We start from the raw sequence: 19,872 nt of genomic DNA, 5'->3' as shown, positions 1-19,872 counted from the left end.
CAATGAAATATACATTCTTAATTCTGATTGCTTTTTTGTTTGTTAGCAGCTTTTCTTTTGCCCAGGATAAAAAATCAAAAGGAGATGACTTCTTTTTTGAGTACAAATACCCACAGGCAATTGTTGAATATAAAAAGGAGAAAAATGAAAAACCTTTAAGTAAAAGGCAATTACTAAATTTAGCAGATTCCTATTTACAAACGGGTAATTATAAAAATGCGACTGACACCTATCTTGAGATATATAAAGAAGATACTAAGATAAGTACGTATCATTTTAATAATATGTTGCAAGCCATGGCAAAAACTTCCGGTCAGGATAGAGTGAAGGCGTTTCTGGCAACAAAAACCGATGTTCTTTCCAATGAGCTATTGGAAAACGCGGAATTTAATTATGAACTTCAGGATTCTGAAAAGGCCAATGACCTGGATTATCAAATTTTCAATATCAATTCCAATGGTCCTGCTTCTGATTTTTCACCATCTTTCTACAAGAATGATAAATTACTTTTTACCAGTACCAGAAGTCTAAAAACAAGCAAAAAAAAGCCAAACCAGGAAAAAGAGTACCTGGAAATATTTGTAGCCAAAGTAGGGATTGATGGTCAGATCCTCAATCCCAATCCTTTTTTGGATGTTCCGGCATCAGAATTCCATCAGGCGACACCTTTTTATTCTGAAACCAAGGATGCTGTTTTTTATGTGAGCTCCAATGAAGAATATGATCAGTTAACTTTTGATGAAAATGGTAAGAATAGCCTGGCGATTATGATGACTTCCGGGGATGGAACCGCCCAATACCTATTAAGAGATCCCAGTACATCTTTTTACTATCCCTTCTATGATGCGACAACCAGCAGGCTTTACTTTGCAGCTAATTTTCCAGATGGATATGGGGGTACAGATATTTATTATGTAGATACTAATGAAGGAAAAATTATGTCTGCGCCCATAAATTTGGGCTCAAGGATCAATACGCCCGGAAACGAGGTCTCACCATTTGTTTTTGAAAATAGTCTTTACTTTGCTTCGGACATTTTTTACGGGATGGGAGGAATGGATATTTATAAGTCGGAAATGCAGGGTGATGAATTTTTCAGTATTCCGGTTAATTTGGGTTTAGGTCTTAATTCTGAAGAGGATGATTTTGGGTTCATTATTAAAAACAATAAAACAGAGGGACTTACCGGTTATTTTTCATCGAACAGGGCTGAAGGCAAAGGCAAAGATGATATTTATGGATTTAATGTGGATGAGAAACCAGGACTGAAAACATTGGTGCTAAGAGGTCAGGTAAAAAACTCAATCTCAAAAGAGGGTGTCTCAAAGGCGGCTGTTAGAATATATGATACTGACCAAAACCTGATTAGGGAAATTTATTCCAAGGAAGATGGGACCTACAGATTGGAAATTCCATGGAGAGAATCTCTTATGCTTGAGGTTTCCAAAGAGCGATATTCTGCTTCAATCCAGTCTTTTGATGAAACGGCAATCAAAGGTCTTGATGATAATAATATAGTGGATATGGAACTTCTGTTTCTGGATGATCTTGTTGAAGAAAAGGAGGATCAGACTGTAATAAAATTGAAGAAGTTTTATTTTCAAAAAGGTAATTATAAAATAACTCCTGAAGTGGCTGCGGAGCTGGACAAAGCTGTGATTGCCATCAAAAGTTTTCCTCAATTACAATTGCGAATAGAATCTCATACCGATAGTCGCGGTGGCGGAGCCACAAATTTTAGATTATCACAAAGGCGTGCAGATGCCATGAAGGACTACTTAGAGGAGCATGGTGTTTCATCTTCAAATATTTTGTACTCCATTGGTTATGGAGAGGATAAAATAATCAATATTTGTAAGAATGGGGTTTTCTGCCTTGAACAGTTGCATAATGAGAATGAGAGACAATTAATAGTTGTCTTAAATTACGATCTTATATTTTAAGTCTACTTCTTTATTGATAGTGGTCTTGTGCATGCTGTCCGCACTAGTTACATATATGCATGTAACATTTCTATTGGCATAACATCTCAACGGGCAAATCAAAAATTTTATTTTGCACACCCATTAATTATCGGGAATACCTATATTTAGACATAGAGATATATATAGTTATATAAGTCGTAATTCTAAAGCCAAAGGGCATTGAAAAAAAACCTACAGTACCTTTCAAATTAAGCCAGGCATTCGGTTTAGCCGTTGCCTCTTTTTTCCCAGCCATAGTAATGGGTATTTTTTATAAAAAGATTAATTAAAGAAGGTGCTCTGGCAGGTATGATCGCAGGTATTGTAGCCATGTTGTTTTGTATACCAAAGTTTAAATTCGATATTTTCAGGGGGGGGACATCAAAAGATTGGTGGTTTGGAATTTCTCCTGAAGGCTTTGGTACTGTGGCTATGTTGCTTAACTTTATAATATCTATTATTATATCCTTATTTACCCCGGATCCTCCAAAAGAGGTCCAGGATATTGTGGAGAAAATTCGAATACCTGGCGGTGTTATAGAAGCAAATTCTCATTAAAATATAGTTGGCATGAGTAATTATCACATTAAACATTTAGAAGAATATTTTCAGGTTTATCGTAAGTCTGTACAAAACCCTGAAGCTTTTTGGGAAGAAATAGCTGAAGAACATTTTGTTTGGCGCTCAAAATGGGATAGGGTGCTAAGTTGGGATTTTACAAAACCTGAAATTAAATGGTTTGAAGGTGCAGAGCTCAACATAACGGAGAACTGTCTGGATAGGCATCTGCCAACTAAGCGCAATACTACTGCGATCATTTTTGAACCGAATGATCCTAAAGAAGAAGCTCAGCATATCACTTATGGGCAATTGCATGAAAGTGTATGCAGGATGGCTAATGTACTCAAGGATAACGGAATAAAAAAAGGGGACCGTGTTTGTGTGTACCTACCTATGATTCCGGAATTGGCCTATACTGTATTGGCCTGCGCCAGGGTTGGAGCCATACATTCTGTTGTTTTTGCAGGCTTTTCTTCAAATGCTTTAGCTACCAGGATAAATGATTGTGACTGTAAAATGGTAATTACATCTGACGGATCCTATAGGGGAAATAAAACAATTGACCTGAAGGGTATTGTAGATGTGGCCCTGGAAGATTGTCCGGGGGTAGAAAAGGTCTTGGTGGCTCAGCGTACCGGAGGAAAAGTAAAGATGAAGAAGAACCGGGATTTGTGGCTAAAACCATTATTGGATAATGCTTATGCAGATAGTGATGCGGAACGAATGAAAGCTGAAGACCCCCTTTTTGTACTTTATACATCGGGGTCAACAGGGAAACCCAAAGGCATGGTGCATACTTGCGGAGGTTATATGGTATATACAGCCTATACCTTTAAAAATATATTTCAATACAGGGATGGTGATGTATATTGGTGTACAGCAGATATTGGATGGATTACCGGTCATTCCTACATTATTTATGGTCCCCTGGCAAACGGGGCAACTACGGTTATGTTTGAAGGGGTTCCATCATATCCGGACTATGGAAGATTTTGGGAGGTAGTTGAAAAGCATAAAGTAAATCAGTTTTATACTGCCCCTACTGCAATAAGGGCATTGGCAAAGGAAAACCTTGAACATGTTGAAAAATACGATCTCTCTTCGCTTAAAGTTTTAGGATCTGTTGGTGAACCAATTAACGAAGAAGCCTGGCATTGGTATAATAACAATATAGGACGCGGCAAAAGTCCTATTGTAGACACCTGGTGGCAAACAGAGACTGGTGGAATAATGATCTCACCTATACCATATGTTACCCCAACAACCCCAACATATGCAACCTTGCCCTTTATAGGGATACAACCTGCACTCATGGACGAGGAAGGTCATGAAATTATGGGAATTCAGGTAGACGGGCGGTTGTGCATCAAGTTTCCATGGCCTTCAATTGCAAGAACCATATGGGGAGATCATGACAGGTACAGGGATACTTATTTTACTGCCTATAAAAACAAATATTTTACAGGAGATGGTGCCCTGAGAGACGAAGTAGGATATTACAGAATAACCGGTCGGGTTGATGATGTGATCATTGTTTCAGGTCATAATCTGGGAACTGCACCAATTGAAGATGCGATAAATGAACATCCCGCTGTCGCTGAATCCGCCATTGTTGGTTTCCCACATGATATTAAAGGAAATGCACTTTACGGTTTTGTGATTCTAAAGGAAATTGGGGAGGCCAGAGTTAAAGATAATCTTAGGAAAGAGATAAACCAGCAAATCACCGAACACATTGGCCCTATTGCCAAGTTAGACAAAATACAGTTTGTTTCCGGCTTACCTAAAACACGAAGTGGCAAGATCATGAGACGTATTTTACGAAAAATTGCTTCTAAAGACACAGAAAACCTTGGGGATATTAGTACACTACTAAATCCTGAAGTTGTAAAAGAGGTTATGGATAATGCTTTATAGGTTAGGATTGCTTTCTTAAAAAAGAATCATCCAGCAATAATAAATTGCAAACAGCGAAAGAAATATTATTCCGGCGAAAGTCAGGACCTGTAACCCCTTACTGGGATGAAAATTGTTAGGAAGATCATGACTCATTACGTTCTTTAGATTCATATAACCGACAATCGGGGCAAAAACAAAAGAAACAAAAGTTGCAAGTGCTACCAGGGTACCCATATTCGCTCCAAAGGCTGTAATTACAATAAAATTAACGAGTGCCAAAAGGACAACCCCCGTAGCGTAATACTTCCTTCCGGTAAAATCTTTGTTCTTTGGGGTAAGCAAACCAACTATGTCAATACTTACCCTTGATATAGCGTCATGGGCAGTCATACAGGTGCTAAACATGGTCGCAAAGGCAGCTACAGCTATAAAAATATATGCCCAGCTACCAATATGGGTAGTAAACAATTGGACAACCTGATCTGCAAACGTAATGGCATTACCGCTCAATTCTGTATTTGTGCCATAAAGGGTCATCCAACCGATGATTAAAAAGAAAATAGCAAGTACCGCGGTCAGCAAATACCCGGAGTTAAATTCCTGTAATGCTTCTTTTAAGGAGGGTTTGACCTTATTTAATTTATATTTTTCCAGACTCCAAAGGCTGATCCAACTCGAAGCTTCAACAGCTGTGGGCATCCAGCCAATCAATCCAATTAAAAACAAGATACCCACCTCATTAAATATTGGAGGTCTTACAAAACCGGTAACCGGTTCTACCTGCCCTTTATAAATCACTAAAAATGTAGTAACAAGTAAAGCCATAAATAAAATAGAGATGACGAATTTTAAGGAGGTCTCCAGAAAGCGATAGCGACCTATGATTAGCAGGGTACTAATAAATATAAATAAACCAAGGGCAACCATGGCAACTGAAAGCTTTTGAACATTAAACAGGTTTATGAACAATCCGGCAGTCACCACGTAAAGTGCCGCAAGGATTGTAAATGTGGTTACCAGAGTAATAAAAGCATAAAGCCACAAATAGCCTTTACCACGATTGAGATATCCTTCTATCAGGGTTTTATTGGTTACATTGGTATATCGTATTCCAAATTCAAAAAACGGATATTTCAGAATATTTGCCAGGATGATTGGCATCACCATGACCCAGCCGTACTGCGCACCTGCTTTAGTAGATAATACCAAATGCGATGTGCCTATCGCCATACTAGCAAACAACAGCCCGGGGCCAAGGTTTTTAAGCAGCTTTTTAAACTTTGACATGTATGGTTGGGTTAACTTACTGTGACTAAAATAGGTTATTTTATACAAAAAAAGGCGGCGCCTATTTTATCTCTATTTTTTCACCATAAAACCGGGGTTGTGTATTTAAAAGTAGATCTATAAATACTTTTACCCTCGCCAAATATTCCCGAAACTGTACCTTAATGCCTTGTTTCCCGGAAATCCCTTTGGCATTAAAACCTATAGCCTTAAGGCCTTTTTTTTCGGCGATATAAATGGCTCGTTCATTGTGAAATTGTTGAGAGATTACCGTAACATTATCAAGGCCAAAGATATATTTTGCTCTTACCATAGAATCCAATGTTCGAAAACCTGCATAATCCAGATATATTTTATCAGTTGGTATCCCGCCTTCTACTAAGTCCTTTTTTATAGTAGTTGGTTCGTTATAGTAAATAGTTCCATTATCTCCACTTACTAAAACAAACTCTATTTTTCCTGCTTTATAAAGTGCAATGGTTGCGTCAATACGATGTGCATAATACGGATTTATACCTCCCTCCACAAGCATTCTTGAAGTACCTAGTACCAAGCCAACTTTATTTTTGGGCATACTTGCCAGATCAGTAAAGGTTTTTCCTCTGGCTGAAATTTCAATGGTAAAATTGGAAACTACTACAACGAGAATTGATAAGAGCAGCGTAATGGCTACTAAAAAACGATATTTCTTTTTAATCGATATTTTCATTTCAATTTTAAAGGTAAGGAAACGGCCGCTATCTTTTTGGGCATATGGACAAAAACAAAAAAATCAACTTCAACCTAAAAAATTGAACTTTTATATTATCTATTAGTTAATTTTAATGCCGTAATCATTACCAATTGGTTAACATTTTGGTAATCAATTCCTGAGTATTAGGATTTTTACGTAATTGGGATAAACAATTTTACTTATGACATTATTTATAGACATGGATGAGGTAATAGCGGATACCTATCGGGCGCATATTGCGTTTTATAATAAAGAATTCGGAGAAAACCTAACTGCAGAAGATTGTAGTGGAGGTGAAGTGTGGCAAAGTGTCCCTAAAGATCGCAGAAGCAGGATTCACAGGCACTGCCATGAAGTGGGCTTTTTTCGGGCCCTGCCTCCTATAGAGGGAAGTAAAGAAGTGATTAAGGAGTTAACCAAAGTGTACGACGTTTTTATTGCTTCGGCGGCCATGCAATTTCCAAATTCTTTGATTGAGAAACATTATTGGTTAGATGAACATTTTCCATTTATAGATTGGAAACGGCGAATATTATGCGGGGATAAACACATACTTAGGGGAGATATCCTTATTGATGACCGGAAATACAACCTGGAAAGTTTTGAGGGGAGATCCATAATTTTTACCTCACCACATAATATAAATACAAATGGGTTTGAGCGGGTAAATAACTGGCAGGAAGTAGCTGAAAAACTGCTGTAGATTTTCATTTAATATTCAGAATAGGACATATCTTATTGAATGCTAATCTACCCTTCTAAATCCGCCTTCTTTAAAACGATATCTCGCCATGAATCCCCAATTACTGGTGATAAAGTCAAAATCATTAGTTACAGCAAAACCGGGTCTCCAGTCGAATCCAATTGTCAATGGAAATTTAAAGGAATACTCTACCCCAAAATTGCCCACTATATTAAAATCAAAATCATTCTCGAAGAAAAATTCCGGGCCAACCCCGGGGTAAAATTTAAGACCCTCCGGACCATCATTGAGTGCGAAAAGCCAATCAAAATACGCACCTACACCAAAATTTTCTAAATAGACCGTGGGATGAAGCCTTGGAGAGATGCCAAGCGGAATAGTTCCGTCAATACCGATATTATCACCAATTCGTACACCTGCTTCAATGTTTGTCTGACTATACGAGATTGTGCTGAATGTCAAACATAAAACTGTTAGCGCAAACAGGATCCTGAATTTTTTCATTATGATTTAGTTATAATTTATAGACTGTTTAAAAAGAAGCAAAGTTACTTCATTTAAACCATTACAGCTAAATCTGGTGTCAATATTTACAAAAAGCTCTTTAATTATTGAGGACAGGTATTTACCCGAAATGTTCCGATATTAATTTATCTTTTGACACGAAGATTTTGAATTCAGTAATTAGCCTCTTTTGGCTTTTTTAATTCTTTTAGCTTCTTTTTTCTCTTTTGCAGTTAAGAGCGGTTCTTTTTTGACAGCTTTCTTGGAGTCTCTACCTTTTGACATAATATGATTTTCTTAGCAGGTTAAAGTTAGTGTTAATTGTTTTACGGAAGTAATTTTTTTAATAAGGAAATTAAAACTTTCATGAATTGGGGATTATTAGATAAATAAATCCGCCCATTGGGACAAGGAATGAACGGTTCTGTCACTCTCCATTTGCTTAAGAGACAAATATTGCGTAAAATAGAGTAACATTAAAAAAATGTTTCTGATTTGGACAAATTCACTATTTGCAGAATGTGTTTGAGTTTGTATTATGAACATGGTCTATTGCTAAAATTGAATTTAATTCTATATTACTTTTAAATGAACCACTTAGTTCTCAATTATTATAATTTTTTCGTAAATACCTTTTATGTTTTACAGGCTAGTGAAGCTCCGGTTGAGGGTTATTTCAATTATGATGGACTTAGTGAATTGGTTACAATACTTCTGCTTTTTTGCGTTACGCTGATTGTTGTAGTAACACCTCTTTTTTTAATATTTTGCTGGATTTACTATTCACGGGAATATGTAAAAAAATACAGAAACAAGGAAGGTTCAAAAGAATCAATAATGGAAAATGGGCTTCCTTCAAATGGGATAATTACAAAATCTGACAAAATTGAGTATAGCAAAACATACAGCAGAATGTTTGGGTTTGGTTTGAGTATTATAGCCTATGGAATTTCCAGCAATGTCTATATGTTCTATACGTTTAGTGAATTCAAGGATGCTCTGATTAATTATTTTAGTTTTCCATTTAGAATTTTCAGAAGCTTAAAGATATTGGAAAAAATTCCCACTAACAGTATACCACTTACAGAGGTATGGAGCGCAATGCTAATTATTGTAGCCATATCCGCAGCCGTATTTATTATTGGTTATTTTATTGGTAAAATAATTGTAGCCATGCGATTGGATGAGGAACCACAGGTAGTTTAAAACTTTTCCCATTCTTCAATTTAATTGATTTCACTTTAACGACTAATGTATTATTTGTTCCTAATGACTTAAATCATTTTAAACCATTAGTAACCAGTAGATATTTGTATGCCTATTGGTAATATCTGCCTTAAACGGTTATAAATGAAAGTACTTACCAGCACTATAGGATCGTGCTTATATTTTTGTACAAGATCATTACCAATGCTTAACAGATCACTATTATGAAAAAAAAGGAGAGCTATTCATTACCACTTATGCATGATTCTCAAATACCATTGGCCTTTTCCATTAATAAAAATACCGCTAATGTCAATGGCGTCATTTTAGCAGGTGATATTGGGGCAACAAAAACAAATCTGGCACTTTTTGAAATCCATAAAGGACTACTTACATTATTAAGGGAGAAATCATATCGAACAAAGGAGTATAATTCTTTTATGGAGATGGTGCGTTCTTTTCATAGGGATACTTCATCTGCTATAGATGGGATCTGCCTTGGTGTGGCCGGCCCTATAATCAAAGGCAAAGTAAAAGGGACAAATTTTCCGTGGGAAATAAATAGTGAAGAAATTAGCAGGGAACTCCAGGTTAGTTCGGTTACTCTTATCAATGATATGGAGGCCAATGCCTATGGTCTGGCGGCCCTTCGTAAGACGGACTTTGAAATTCTAAAAGAAGGATCAAATATACCTGGGAACGCTGTCATCATTTCGCCTGGCACGGGCCTTGGAGAGGCCGGACTCTATTGGGATGGGGCCCATTATCATCCCTATGCTACAGAAGGGGGACATTGCGATTTTAGTCCTCGTAACGAACTGGATTGGGAGTTATGGAAATACCTGCATAAAAAGTATGGGCATGTAAGTTGGGAACGAGTCGTATCCGGCCCTGGTATTTATGGTATCTATCAATTTTTAAGGGATTTCAGGGGAATGCCGGAACCCAAATGGCTTCAGGACAAAATTCAACAGGGCGATGCCGCTGCTGTTATTACCACTGTTGCCAATGAAAAGAGGGACCCGATTTGTATAGAAACCCTGGATTTATTTGTGCGCTATCTGTCTATAGAAGCTGCCCAGTTGGCCTTAAAGACCAAGGCTACAGGAGGAGTTTATATTGGAGGGGGGATTGTTCCAAAAATACTCAGGATGATAAACCGGGAAGTTTTTTCGGAAAACTTTGTTGCGGCTGGCCGAATGAATCCCTTGCTTCAACAAATGCCGGTACAAGTAGTTTTAAATGACAAGACACCTCTCCTGGGAGCCGCTTATTACGGTGCTATACACTTATGAAAAAGTTATAAAGCGTAATAAAGAGTGCCTTTGGATTTGCTTCAGAAACAAAAAAGGCCGGTAGAATTCTACCGGCTTTTACTAAGCATGTTATTTTCAGACTTAATATCTTAAAATCTAATAGGTAACCATCAATAGATAATTCTTCCAGCTGCATTATGGGTATATACGTCTATTGGATTCCCATTCTCATCTTCACTACTCATGTATACCCCATTGTTAATATACATGCGCCCTGTTGCTCCGTCAAATCTACCCGTGCTACCTTCTGTAAAATCAAAATAACCCATGTAGGTTGCAGAAAGGAAATCTTCACTAAAGATAAAGGTTAGCACCGATTGAGTGTGTAATTCATCTCCATTGGCTGCATAGATAATGTCTTCATCGGGGGCGGAGGTGAAAAGCCCAATTCCAGTTACAAAGTTTAAATCAAAAATTCCTGTCCCAACGGTTCCAGTAATTTTACCTAGGTGGGACATATTACCGGTGAAAGTAGTTGGTGATCCGTCTAACTTGTCAATACTGACAATGGAGTTCTTAATAGGCCGGTCCACTTTTTTACCAGCCCTTACGGCCGTAGCGGTCAAATCTTCTGTTGTGCCGTCTGTAACGCTTTCCTGCGTACAGGATAGGGCCAGTAAAACGGCCATAGTTAATACTGCTTTAAAAAATGTTTTCATAATTAATTGTTTTGGTGTTAGATTAATAATAGGATGCGCAAGCAATAACGGTGGTAATTATATCCGTCTTTTTTAAAGGCCGGATTGGGAAAGGAGATTGTCAGAAACCGAATAAATGTAAGGAACACCGGTACTTTTATTCAGGACTCCTTTTGATCAAATTAAATTTAAAGAAAAAGTGTAGGCAAAATAGTATTAAAGGACTAATGGCTGCTTTTAATGTCCGAATAACCCCTATTTTTTACCAAAGCTATTTGGAAGGTCATTTTAATTAAATACGAATAAGATGGTAGGGCAAACAAACGACGATGAGACAATGCATTCCGTTCTAATTTCAGAGAAGTTTAAATATTCAACGAATTTAGCCCATAGCTGATACAATCACCGGATTATTCAACAGGCACCAAACTTATAGCGGCTCCACCTCCGGGTGCCAGTTGAATAGTTAGAATGGTTGTATTATCCACATCTTTTTCCTGAATCTCAATATCGCCAGGGTTGTCGTTCCAATGCGCATTTTCTCCATCAGTATACACTATGGCTTTGTACTTCTTTGATGGTGGTAAAAAGTCCAGATTAATATTTACCTCACGTGCATTTTCATCAGTAATGGATCCGACGAACCATTTTTCTGTTCCCCGTTCTTGTCTCGCTATGGTTACAAAGTCGCCTACTTCCCCATCCAGTACTTTACTCTGTTCCCAGTCCACGCCCACCTCTTTTATAAACTGAAAGGCAGCTTGTCCTTCATAATTTTCGGGGAGATCCGCAGCCATCTGTACAGGGCCGTAGATTACCACATACAATGCGAGTTGTTGTGCCAGAGTAGTATTTATTTGATTATCAGGTTTATCCGGCGCCAGTTTTATCTTAAAAATACCGGGTGTAAAGTCAATAGGTCCGGAAAGCATACGCGTAAAGGCCACAATTGGCAAATGTTCCGGGGGATTACCCCCATCTGTCGCCCATGCATTAAATTCCTGGCCGCGTAAACCTTCCCGCGCAATGGCATTCGGGTAGGTTCTCCGAATGCCTGTAGCCTTAATAGGCTCATGAGCATTGATGGCCACCTTGTGTTCTGCCCCTTTTACCAAGGCCCTTCTGTAATGATTCACCATCCATTGTCCGTGGTGGTATTCCCCTTTCGGTATCAGTTTACCTACATAGCCAGTTTTGACGGAATGGATTCCCAGAGACTCCATTAAGTCATAGGCCGCATCCATTTGCTGATCATAAGTTCTTGGTGCTGCGGATGTTTCATGGTGCATAATCAAATCAACTCCCTTTTCTTTTCCGTAGCGTACAACTTCTTTTAAGTCATAGTCCGGATATTGGGTAACAAAATCAAATACACCTTCTCTGTCCTCAAACCCTATCCAATGCTCCCATCCTGTATTCCAACCTTCTACCAACAGTCCTTTAAGCCCGTTAGCGGCAGCAAAATCTATATACATTTTTGCATTTTCGGTAGTAGCTCCATGATTTCCAGTAGGTTTTGCATTTGCAAGATTTTCCCAGCTATTCATATCCTGAGTGCCTGCATAGTCCCATGTACTCCTCCCAAGGTGCATCTCCCACCATATACCAACATACTTCATTGGTTTTATCCAGGAAACATCGCCCAATGCATTAGGCTCATTAAGATTTACAATCAATTTTGACTCAATGAGATCACCGGCTCTGTCGGCAATTTGTATAGTACGCCAGGGGGTATTAAAAGGGGTTTCCCTTTTTACTTTATATCCGGTAATGTCTGATCCTACCAGCTCACTTTGCATCGAAAGATTTACGGTATCAACTTTTAAAGTCATCCCGGCATAATCCGTAAGGTTGGCTTCGTGAAAACTCAGGTACAAGCCATCTTCTGTTTTCATAGTAACAGGGGTATTCACGGCATTTTCCGGAATATAGGTAGCCGCCAGATTGGGGTGGTTCCGTTTACTCGTGGCATCTATCTTATTGAATGGCGTGGTACTATACAGTTGCTCATAAATGTCCCAATCTCCGGGTATCCACCAAACCATAGGATTGCTGGTAAGCTGAAACTGCGTATTTTCATCTGTAATGATGACTTCTGAGAGCGCTTCTTGCTCAGGGAAATGATACCGGAAACCAAGTCCATCATCATAGACCTTGAAAATAACATCAAACTTTCTTTTTGGTGATTCTTTTTCTTCCAGATGAATCATCATCTGGTTATAATTGTTTGCCACTTCACGCTGCTCCCCCCAGGGCATTTCCCAGGTTTCATTTTGAGAAGCGCTTTCTGAACTTACTATCCTAAGTCCTTTGGCCAGAGCAGGCTGGTCTTTAAATTCAAAACTTAAATAGGAGGTATCGATTACGACCTCACCATGGTGAAGAACCTGATAAAAGACGCCACCTTCATTGTCTAATGAGAGTAGAACGTCATTACTTTCTGAGGGAGATTTTACTGATAGGGTTGAGGGAGATTGCTGGCATCCATATAAGATTGCGAGTGCAAGCAATAAGTTTAAGAATCTGATTTTTCTGGTCATACGGCAAGATAATATTTTATAGTTTTCAATCAAAGAGACTGAATTGCCTTTAAAAACAAATAGAAATACATTATTTAGATAGACTATTATCTAAAGTTATACTCATTTGGAAGCAAAAAATTTAAGAATAATTTGGTGTACACACCTTGTTTCCACTAACTTTTTTGCTAGTTTAGGGTGTTTAATCCTGATTCCTATGGCAACGCTTTTAACACTATTTTTGAAGCTTCGATGAAGACAATCTTACATGAACAATTTGGTATAAATGCTATAAAAGTTGAAAAACTTAGTGGCTTAGACAATGCCAACTACCTTGTTGAAACGCTTACAGAGAAATATATCTTCAAAACGTATCCATATACCCAGGATACACTGACATTGGTAGAGGCAGAAAACAACGCACTTCTATTTCTACAAAACGAAGGCCAGAGGAGCATACAAACTCCCATTCCTTCAAAGAACCAAAGATATACAGCTTTAGTAAATATCAATGGGCAGGAATGTATCTGTAGAATGTTATCCTATTTGGATGGTAAGTTTCTGGTGGAGGTACCGCATACAAAAAAGTTATTCCAATCTTTCGGTAAGTTTCTCGCCCAGTTAGACCTGAAACTTCAAGAGTTTACTGATTACAGAATTGCAGCCAGGAAATTAAAATGGGATATTCAGCACCTGCATCTGAGCAAAAAATACCTGGAAAATATTCCGAAGAATAAAGATAGAAGTATTGTTCATTATTATTTTAAACAATATGAGGAAAATGTCCTGCCTTTCCTCCCGGAGTTACGAACAGCTATTATCCACAATGATGCCAATGAATGGAATGTCCTGGTTGCACAGGAAGAAGTTTCCGGAATTATAGATTTTGGTGATATGACGCATACCTTTCTTATCAATGAATTGGCGATTGCAATCACTTATGCCTGCTATGATAAAGATAATCCATTAGAATGGGCCTCTATAGTACTAAAATCATATCATGAAATATTAGCTGTTCAAGAAATAGAATTAGAAGTACTTTATTATCTCATTGCTGCCAGACTTTGTATAAGTGTCTGTATTTCTGCTAATACCAGAGCAAAAAATGGGGATAATGAATATGCCTTTGTGAGCGAAAAAAATGCATGGCAAATGCTATATCGTTGGTTGGCTATAAATCCAATTGCTGCAGAAAATTGTTTTCGTGAGGCAGCCGGATTTCCGGCTAAAAATCCACCAGCTGTTGAAAAGATAATAGAGAAGAGAAATAAATATTTGAGTTCAATACTTTCTGTAAGCTATGACGCTCCTATTTACATGAAACGTGCTGCATTTCAATACATGTACGATGCCTATGGGAATACTTATTTGGATGCATACAACAACATTCCGCATGTGGGGCATTCTCACCCAAAGGTAGTGGAAGCCGGGCAGCGACAAATGGCAAAACTAAATACGAACACAAGGTATCTTTATGATTCTTTAAATGAATATGCTGAAAAGCTATTGTCCAAATTTCCAGACTCCTTAAATAAAGTTTATTTTGTGAACTCTGGAAGCTCAGCTACTGATTTGGCACTTCGTATGGCTAATATCCATAGCGGTCATGAAAATGTAATGATCATGGAGCATGGTTATCACGGGAACACCCTGGCCGCTATTGACGTGAGCTACTATAAGTTTAATAATCCGAAAGGGCGAGGAAAAAAAGAGCATATTTTAGTAGCACCTATTCCCGATACTTACAGGGGTAAGTATACTAATGATAATGGCAGTGCCGGAAGAAGTTATGCGGAAGAAGCCATTAAACTGGTTGAAAATTCAGAGACACCAATTGGAGCATTTATAAGCGAGCCTATTATTGGTTGTGGTGGGCAGGTACCTTTGGCAAAAGGGTATTTAAAACACCTGTATCCGGCTATAAGAAAGCAGGGAGGTATTTGTATAGATGATGAGGTACAAACAGGATTTGGCAGAACAGGGGATCATTATTGGGGATACGAAGCTCAGGAAATTATTCCCGACATGGTAATTCTTGGAAAACCCATGGCAAACGGACATCCTATGGGAGCTTTAGTCTGCACTTCAGAAATTTCGGCATCTTTTGAGAATGGAGTGGAGTTCTTTAGTTCATTTGGGGGTAACCCTGTGTCTTGCGAAATTGCCTTGTCGGTTCTGGAAGTTATTGATGAAGAAAATTTACAGGAAAATGCTAAAATTGTTGGGGAATATTACAAATCAATATTATCAGGGCTTCAAAAAAGGTATCCTTGTATTGGAGATGTAAGGGGTTCCGGATTATATCTTGGGGTTGAAATTGTAAAGGATAATAGTATGGTGCCCGATACCGGGCTGGCACATTATATTAAGAACGAACTAAGAAATCGACATATCCTTATTAGTACTGATGGTCCGAATAACAGTGTATTGAAAACAAAACCTCCTTTATGCTTTTCCAAAGAAGATGCATTTAAAACTGTTGAACAAGTAGATCACATATTGAAAATACACTATAAAACATAAGCAATATGAAAGTAGCCGTTTCAGGAGCAATGGGCCGATTGGGCAGTGTAATTGCACATGGTATTTCAAATACAAACGAACTGCAACTTACCGGTGCTTATGCACCAGGCCTTGCCGGTAAAACTGTGGCAGGGATTGAGGTCGATGATTCGCAAGAAAAAGTGGATGCTCAAATCATGGTTGAATGCACACATCCGGATGTGGTTATGGTAAATCTTAAGAAGTGGCACGCTAAGGGCATGTTTGTTGTTGCAGGGACCTCTGGTTTTACCGAAGTTCGAATAGCAGAATTAAAATCTTTTTGGGGCGAAGATGATCCAGCGTGTCTAATCGCACCTAACTTTTCAATAGGAGCAGTGTTGATGATGCGTTTTGCTGAAATGGCTTCACCTTATTTTGATTCGGCAGAGATCATAGAGCGGCATGAAGATTCGAAGCCAGATGCCCCGTCAGGTACGGCATTGGCCACAGCCATGCGAATAGGAAAGAACAGAACTTCGGCAGAACAGAAAGATAGCACAGAGGTAGTTAGCGGGGCACGGGGAGGATTGATTTCAGGGGTTCACGTTCACTCATTGAGAATGAAAGGTTTGTTGTCTGATCAGGAGGTTGCATTTAGTAATAAGGGAGAAATTTTCTCAATACATCATAGTAGTACTTCATATGAATCTTTTGTTAATGGAGCTTTACTAGCCATTCGTTATGTAAAAACAATAAAGGGAGTGGAAATAGGGTTGGATGCTGCTCTGGATTTTGAAGCAAAAAACATTTAGCTTGGTGGCTTTTTAAGGAATTTCTATGTGGGAATTACCTCTCCATATAGCTTCTGATTCCTAATACTATGGAGAAGGAGCTATCGGGATCGGTTTGTCCCGCCCTAACATTTTTTAAATGGAAAAGTAGATTGAGAAATTATACTCGAAGGATTTCCAGAAATAGCAGTGAGGGCTGTATGATGCTGTACTTAATTCCATGTGTGCGAGAATCTGCATCATTCCTAATCTCAAAGGGAAATACCCACTCTAAAATCAAGGAAGTTCGCTACATGACCGTGTGCTTTCAGATTGATACCTGCGTTTAGGGTTTTGTTGATTCTGAAAACCAGCCCGTATCTTTGATACAAATCTGAGTGCATGGGATTAGGATTGTTGAGATAGACTCCAAATTGCTGGCTGAAAAGAAACTTGCCAAGTAAGAATTCATGACCAATAGCCATTCCGGCCTTCACTGGACTAGCTTCATCTTCGTTCTGTTCAAGTACGTACCCGGTACCGTTATCATACATGACCTCTCCTCCGAGGGTATAGGCATTTACCCTGGCAAACTGCCTGCTCCATTTGATTTCTAGTCCGGGGGAAAGCAGGAATAGATTATCTCTCGGTTCTTCATAGGCAATAAAAAATGTAAAATCCAACCTTTTTTGAGGCGGGGCAATGTCTCTCCAGTTGTTGACAGCCCTTTTCTTAAATTCAAACTCTTTTAAATAATATGCGAGACCAACCCCAACCGAGGGCCAGTTAATACCCTTATTTGGTTGCCTGATACCCCCATTTGAAAAGTGGTTATACATCAGACTACCATTCAATAACCACCGGGAGTTTATTCTGAAATGTACTGTTCCTCCAAGCTGCAAGGGAAACGCCAGATAGGTGCTGTAACTTAAGTTGTTGGGATTTAAAAGGGAATCATATGGGGAGTTCTGATAAGATAAACCCAAACCCGCCCGAATGGAATAATTCACTCTTCCCTTAGTGTTAAAAACGGGTTCGATGTAAAAGAGTCCGGTTATCCCCTGTCCGAGCACTTCCTTATTGTCAAATCCCCAGTAGGTGAGAGCAATTCCAAGTTTAGGATAACACATGCATGACTCCCAGGCTTTTTGAGATATCTTATGCCACCCTAAATCTAATTCAATTCCGGTAGGGTAGGAATCTTTAATTGGTCTGAGCTCACGGCTATGAATAAGTACAGATCCTTTATGAAATTTGAGCCCAACCAGCTTCACTGAATTAAGTGAGTCACTTGTATTCTGAGAGAAAGAATATTCCGTTGAGGAAAGGAAAACTCCAATAAGTAAACAACAAATTCTCAAACTTAACCTCATCCGAAATTAATAATTGGTGTCTGAATGTATCTTCAGCCAATTTACGATCCATTTACCTTTTTTTTGGATAATAATCCTAAGAATTTGCAACTAGTCTTTGCAGCTTCCTTAGTTGGTAGTTAATCCTGAAGGTACATTTTTAGCACCGTCAACAATCAAATAAAGTTATTGTTTAATGGTTTTCTGTAGGTTTTCCGGAAATAACAATGCCTCCAACGGAAGTGCGTTTCGCCAGACGAAAAAGAGAATGCAGCAATAAGGGCAATTGCGGTTTTGGCGAAAGCCAAAAATTACCTCAAAACCTTCTTGATTTTTTGCTTCGTTTTGCATCAAGGCAAAATGAAGAGAAGTAATTATTAGAATTATTGCAACTTGGTGGAGATTTAATGGAGGGAATTGCTCGGCAGAGGCCTCGCGAGTCCCGCCCGAACATTTTGAACTTGAAAACGCCATCATTTTATGATGGTTTTTTAGTGCTAATGAAGTTTCTTTAACCTTTTTTTTGTAGTGTAGGTTATTTAATGTTTCTTCGTAAACAACTAGCAGAAATTAACTAATAAAAACGAAACCCAGTTTGGGCACCAGAAGCCTTACTTAATCCCTTACAAAATGAGTGATCAACACCAGGAATCCGCACACATTGAGAGTTACAATTTACCTCGGGTCATCTTTTTGGCTTCCGTTGCCGCGATAGGTGGATTTTTGTTTGGGTTTGACAGCGGAGTGATAAATGGTACTGTCGATGCCTTACAGGCCGCATTTAACTCCGATGCCGCGGGCACAGGATTTAATGTTGCCTCGGTACTCCTGGGTTGTGTTGCGGGTGCCTTTTTCGCCGGTACATTGGCTGACAGGTTCGGAAGAAAACCAATGATGTTGACCGCTGCTGTGGTTTTTATCATCAGTGCCTGGGGTTCCGGTATCTCTGAAGGTTCATTGGAGTTTGTTATTTATAGATTAGTTGGTGGGCTGGCTGTAGGTGCAGCCAGTATATTGGCACCACTTTATATCAGTGAAATTGCCCCTTCGAAAATCAGAGGCCGGCTGGCCACATTACAACAACTCATGATTGTAATTGGTCTGTTTTTGGCATTTATGAGCAATTATTTACTTGTGGAGATTTCCGGTGGTGCCGAAGAGGTACTTTGGATGGGATTTCAAACCTGGTCATGGATGTTTTGGGCGGAAATACTGCCGGCATCTTTATTCGTAATTGTGCTGGTTTTCATCCCTGAATCACCAAGGTATTTAGTGGCTTCAAACCAATCCGAAAAAGCGCTCAAAGTACTTTCTAAAATTAGCAATGCCATTGAAGCCACTGCCAAGGTGGCAGATATAAAATCAACGGTAAGAGTGGATAGCCGCCCCAAACTCGGTGATCTCATCAGTAAATATACCGGCAAAATTCATCCATTAGTCTGGATTGGTATCGGAATTGCCGTACTTCAACAGTTTACGGGTATTAATGTGATTTTTTATTATGGTGCTACACTCTGGCAGGCAGCAGGATTTACAGAGGCCGATGCGTTACTTACCAATGTCATTAGCGGAAGTGTTAATATATTTTTCACTATTGTAGCTATTATTCTGGTAGATAGGGTAGGCAGAAAACCTTTGTTGTTAGTGGGTTCTATCGGGCAGGCGGTAATGCTGGGAGTACTTGCCTATCTTTTTGGAACGGCAACCGTGGATAGTTTAAATAATCTTGTTTTAGAAGGAAATAACGGCACCTATGCATTATTAGCGGCTAATTGTTACATTGCCTTTTTTGCAGCCTCATGGGGTCCCGTAATGTGGGTTATGCTGGGAGAAATGTTTCCAAATCAATATAGAGGAGCAGCGCTGGCAGTTTGTGGAATAGCCCAATGGGGATCTAACTTTACTATTACCATGACCTTCCCCATTATGCTTAAAA

Annotated in this window: 16 protein-coding genes and 1 pseudogene; 9 read left to right on the top strand and 8 right to left on the bottom strand. The window is 38.8% G+C overall.

Annotated features, from left to right (window positions below; translation table 11 throughout):
* Positions 1-2 precede the first annotated feature (2 nt).
* The 3 genes and pseudogenes from Q0X66_RS02220 to acs all read left to right on the top strand — a co-directional run bounded on the left by Q0X66_RS02220 (position 3) and on the right by acs (position 4,442).
* Positions 3-1,943, top strand: a complete 1,941-nt coding sequence (locus Q0X66_RS02220; protein ID WP_297702853.1) for an OmpA family protein — start codon at positions 3-5, stop codon at positions 1,941-1,943.
* Positions 1,944-2,173: 230 nt separating this feature from the next.
* Positions 2,174-2,522, top strand: a pseudogene (locus Q0X66_RS02215) (cation acetate symporter); the annotation flags it as partial.
* A 12-nt stretch (positions 2,523-2,534) separates the two neighbouring features.
* Positions 2,535-4,442 (top strand): acetate--CoA ligase, encoded by a 1,908-nt coding sequence (acs, locus tag Q0X66_RS02210; protein ID WP_297702852.1) that lies wholly within the window; start codon positions 2,535-2,537, stop codon positions 4,440-4,442.
* 15 nt (positions 4,443-4,457) lie between these two features.
* Here the strand turns inward: acs and Q0X66_RS02205 are convergent, their stop codons facing one another.
* Positions 4,458-5,711 carry an NRAMP family divalent metal transporter gene (locus Q0X66_RS02205; RefSeq protein WP_297702851.1) on the bottom strand — a complete coding sequence of 418 codons (1,254 nt, stop codon included), beginning with the start codon at positions 5,709-5,711 and terminating at the stop codon, positions 4,458-4,460.
* A gap of 61 nt (positions 5,712-5,772) precedes the next feature.
* Positions 5,773-6,420, bottom strand: a complete 648-nt coding sequence (locus tag Q0X66_RS02200) for an ElyC/SanA/YdcF family protein (protein ID WP_297702850.1) — start codon at positions 6,418-6,420, stop codon at positions 5,773-5,775.
* Positions 6,421-6,625: 205 nt separating this feature from the next.
* On the opposite strand from Q0X66_RS02200, the gene Q0X66_RS02195 reads away from it, so the two are divergent.
* Positions 6,626-7,147 (top strand): 5'(3')-deoxyribonucleotidase, encoded by a 522-nt coding sequence (locus tag Q0X66_RS02195; protein ID WP_297702849.1) that lies wholly within the window; start codon positions 6,626-6,628, stop codon positions 7,145-7,147.
* 42 nt (positions 7,148-7,189) lie between these two features.
* On the opposite strand, the gene Q0X66_RS02190 is transcribed toward Q0X66_RS02195, so the two are convergent.
* Positions 7,190-7,651, bottom strand: coding sequence for a hypothetical protein (locus Q0X66_RS02190; protein WP_297702848.1), 462 nt, complete (start codon positions 7,649-7,651; stop codon positions 7,190-7,192).
* A gap of 588 nt (positions 7,652-8,239) precedes the next feature.
* Here Q0X66_RS02190 and Q0X66_RS02185 point away from each other — a divergent pair.
* Both Q0X66_RS02185 and glk read left to right on the top strand, forming a co-directional pair.
* Positions 8,240-8,857: a hypothetical protein gene (locus Q0X66_RS02185; RefSeq protein WP_297702847.1), complete on the top strand. Its 618-nt coding sequence runs from the start codon at positions 8,240-8,242 to the stop codon at positions 8,855-8,857.
* 224 nt (positions 8,858-9,081) lie between these two features.
* Positions 9,082-10,152: a glucokinase gene (gene glk / locus Q0X66_RS02180; protein ID WP_297702846.1), complete on the top strand. Its 1,071-nt coding sequence runs from the start codon at positions 9,082-9,084 to the stop codon at positions 10,150-10,152.
* 131 nt (positions 10,153-10,283) lie between these two features.
* On the opposite strand, the gene Q0X66_RS02175 is transcribed toward glk, so the two are convergent.
* Together Q0X66_RS02175 and Q0X66_RS02170 are read right to left on the bottom strand one after the other, a co-directional pair.
* Entirely contained in the window at positions 10,284-10,832 is a 549-nt protein-coding gene (locus tag Q0X66_RS02175; RefSeq protein WP_297702845.1) for a hypothetical protein, read from the bottom strand.
* 389 nt (positions 10,833-11,221) lie between these two features.
* Positions 11,222-13,351: a glycoside hydrolase family 97 protein gene (locus Q0X66_RS02170; protein ID WP_297702844.1), complete on the bottom strand. Its 2,130-nt coding sequence runs from the start codon at positions 13,349-13,351 to the stop codon at positions 11,222-11,224.
* A gap of 231 nt (positions 13,352-13,582) precedes the next feature.
* Here Q0X66_RS02170 and Q0X66_RS02165 point away from each other — a divergent pair, with 231 nt between their 5' ends.
* On the top strand, positions 13,583-15,853 hold the full coding sequence (locus Q0X66_RS02165) for an aminotransferase class III-fold pyridoxal phosphate-dependent enzyme (protein WP_297702843.1): 2,271 nt from the start codon (positions 13,583-13,585) through the stop codon (positions 15,851-15,853).
* Between the two features lie 5 nt (positions 15,854-15,858).
* Positions 15,859-16,626, top strand: a complete 768-nt coding sequence (gene dapB, locus Q0X66_RS02160) for a 4-hydroxy-tetrahydrodipicolinate reductase (protein ID WP_297702842.1) — start codon at positions 15,859-15,861, stop codon at positions 16,624-16,626.
* A 230-nt stretch (positions 16,627-16,856) separates the two neighbouring features.
* Here dapB and Q0X66_RS02155 read toward each other — a convergent pair whose 3' ends face one another.
* The 3 genes from Q0X66_RS02155 to Q0X66_RS02145 form a co-directional block, all read right to left on the bottom strand.
* Complete coding sequence (locus Q0X66_RS02155) at positions 16,857-17,858, bottom strand: acyloxyacyl hydrolase (RefSeq protein WP_297702841.1); 1,002 nt, start codon at positions 17,856-17,858, stop codon at positions 16,857-16,859.
* Positions 17,859-17,871: 13 nt separating this feature from the next.
* Positions 17,872-18,009, bottom strand: a complete 138-nt coding sequence (locus Q0X66_RS02150; protein ID WP_297702840.1) for a hypothetical protein — start codon at positions 18,007-18,009, stop codon at positions 17,872-17,874.
* A gap of 113 nt (positions 18,010-18,122) precedes the next feature.
* Positions 18,123-18,413 (bottom strand): hypothetical protein, encoded by a 291-nt coding sequence (locus tag Q0X66_RS02145; RefSeq protein ID WP_297702839.1) that lies wholly within the window; start codon positions 18,411-18,413, stop codon positions 18,123-18,125.
* Between the two features lie 153 nt (positions 18,414-18,566).
* On the opposite strand from Q0X66_RS02145, the gene Q0X66_RS02140 reads away from it, so the two are divergent.
* On the top strand, positions 18,567-19,872 hold a 1,306-nt coding region (locus Q0X66_RS02140), incomplete at its 3' end, for a sugar porter family MFS transporter (protein ID WP_297702838.1).

It is taken from the genome of uncultured Eudoraea sp. (assembly GCF_947260015.1).
Lineage (GTDB): Bacteria > Bacteroidota > Bacteroidia > Flavobacteriales > Flavobacteriaceae > Eudoraea.
This window is presented reverse-complemented; position numbering and strand designations above follow the sequence as displayed.

What these genes read in the sequence shown, in the direction of transcription:
- Q0X66_RS02220 (WP_297702853.1), top strand. Translation starts at nt 3, where the DNA reads ATGAAATATACATTCTTAATTCTGATTGCTTTTTTGTTTGTTAGCAGC.
- acs (WP_297702852.1), top strand. Translation starts at nt 2,535, where the DNA reads ATGAGTAATTATCACATTAAACATTTAGAAGAATATTTTCAGGTTTAT.
- Q0X66_RS02205 (WP_297702851.1), bottom strand. Translation starts at nt 5,711, where the DNA reads ATGTCAAAGTTTAAAAAGCTGCTTAAAAACCTTGGCCCCGGGCTGTTG.
- Q0X66_RS02200 (WP_297702850.1), bottom strand. Translation starts at nt 6,420, where the DNA reads ATGAAAATATCGATTAAAAAGAAATATCGTTTTTTAGTAGCCATTACG.
- Q0X66_RS02195 (WP_297702849.1), top strand. Translation starts at nt 6,626, where the DNA reads ATGACATTATTTATAGACATGGATGAGGTAATAGCGGATACCTATCGG.
- Q0X66_RS02190 (WP_297702848.1), bottom strand. Translation starts at nt 7,651, where the DNA reads ATGAAAAAATTCAGGATCCTGTTTGCGCTAACAGTTTTATGTTTGACA.
- Q0X66_RS02185 (WP_297702847.1), top strand. Translation starts at nt 8,240, where the DNA reads ATGAACCACTTAGTTCTCAATTATTATAATTTTTTCGTAAATACCTTT.
- glk (WP_297702846.1), top strand. Translation starts at nt 9,082, where the DNA reads ATGAAAAAAAAGGAGAGCTATTCATTACCACTTATGCATGATTCTCAA.
- Q0X66_RS02175 (WP_297702845.1), bottom strand. Translation starts at nt 10,832, where the DNA reads ATGAAAACATTTTTTAAAGCAGTATTAACTATGGCCGTTTTACTGGCC.
- Q0X66_RS02170 (WP_297702844.1), bottom strand. Translation starts at nt 13,351, where the DNA reads ATGACCAGAAAAATCAGATTCTTAAACTTATTGCTTGCACTCGCAATC.
- Q0X66_RS02165 (WP_297702843.1), top strand. Translation starts at nt 13,583, where the DNA reads ATGAAGACAATCTTACATGAACAATTTGGTATAAATGCTATAAAAGTT.
- dapB (WP_297702842.1), top strand. Translation starts at nt 15,859, where the DNA reads ATGAAAGTAGCCGTTTCAGGAGCAATGGGCCGATTGGGCAGTGTAATT.
- Q0X66_RS02150 (WP_297702840.1), bottom strand. Translation starts at nt 18,009, where the DNA reads ATGGATCGTAAATTGGCTGAAGATACATTCAGACACCAATTATTAATT.
- Q0X66_RS02145 (WP_297702839.1), bottom strand. Translation starts at nt 18,413, where the DNA reads ATGATGGCGTTTTCAAGTTCAAAATGTTCGGGCGGGACTCGCGAGGCC.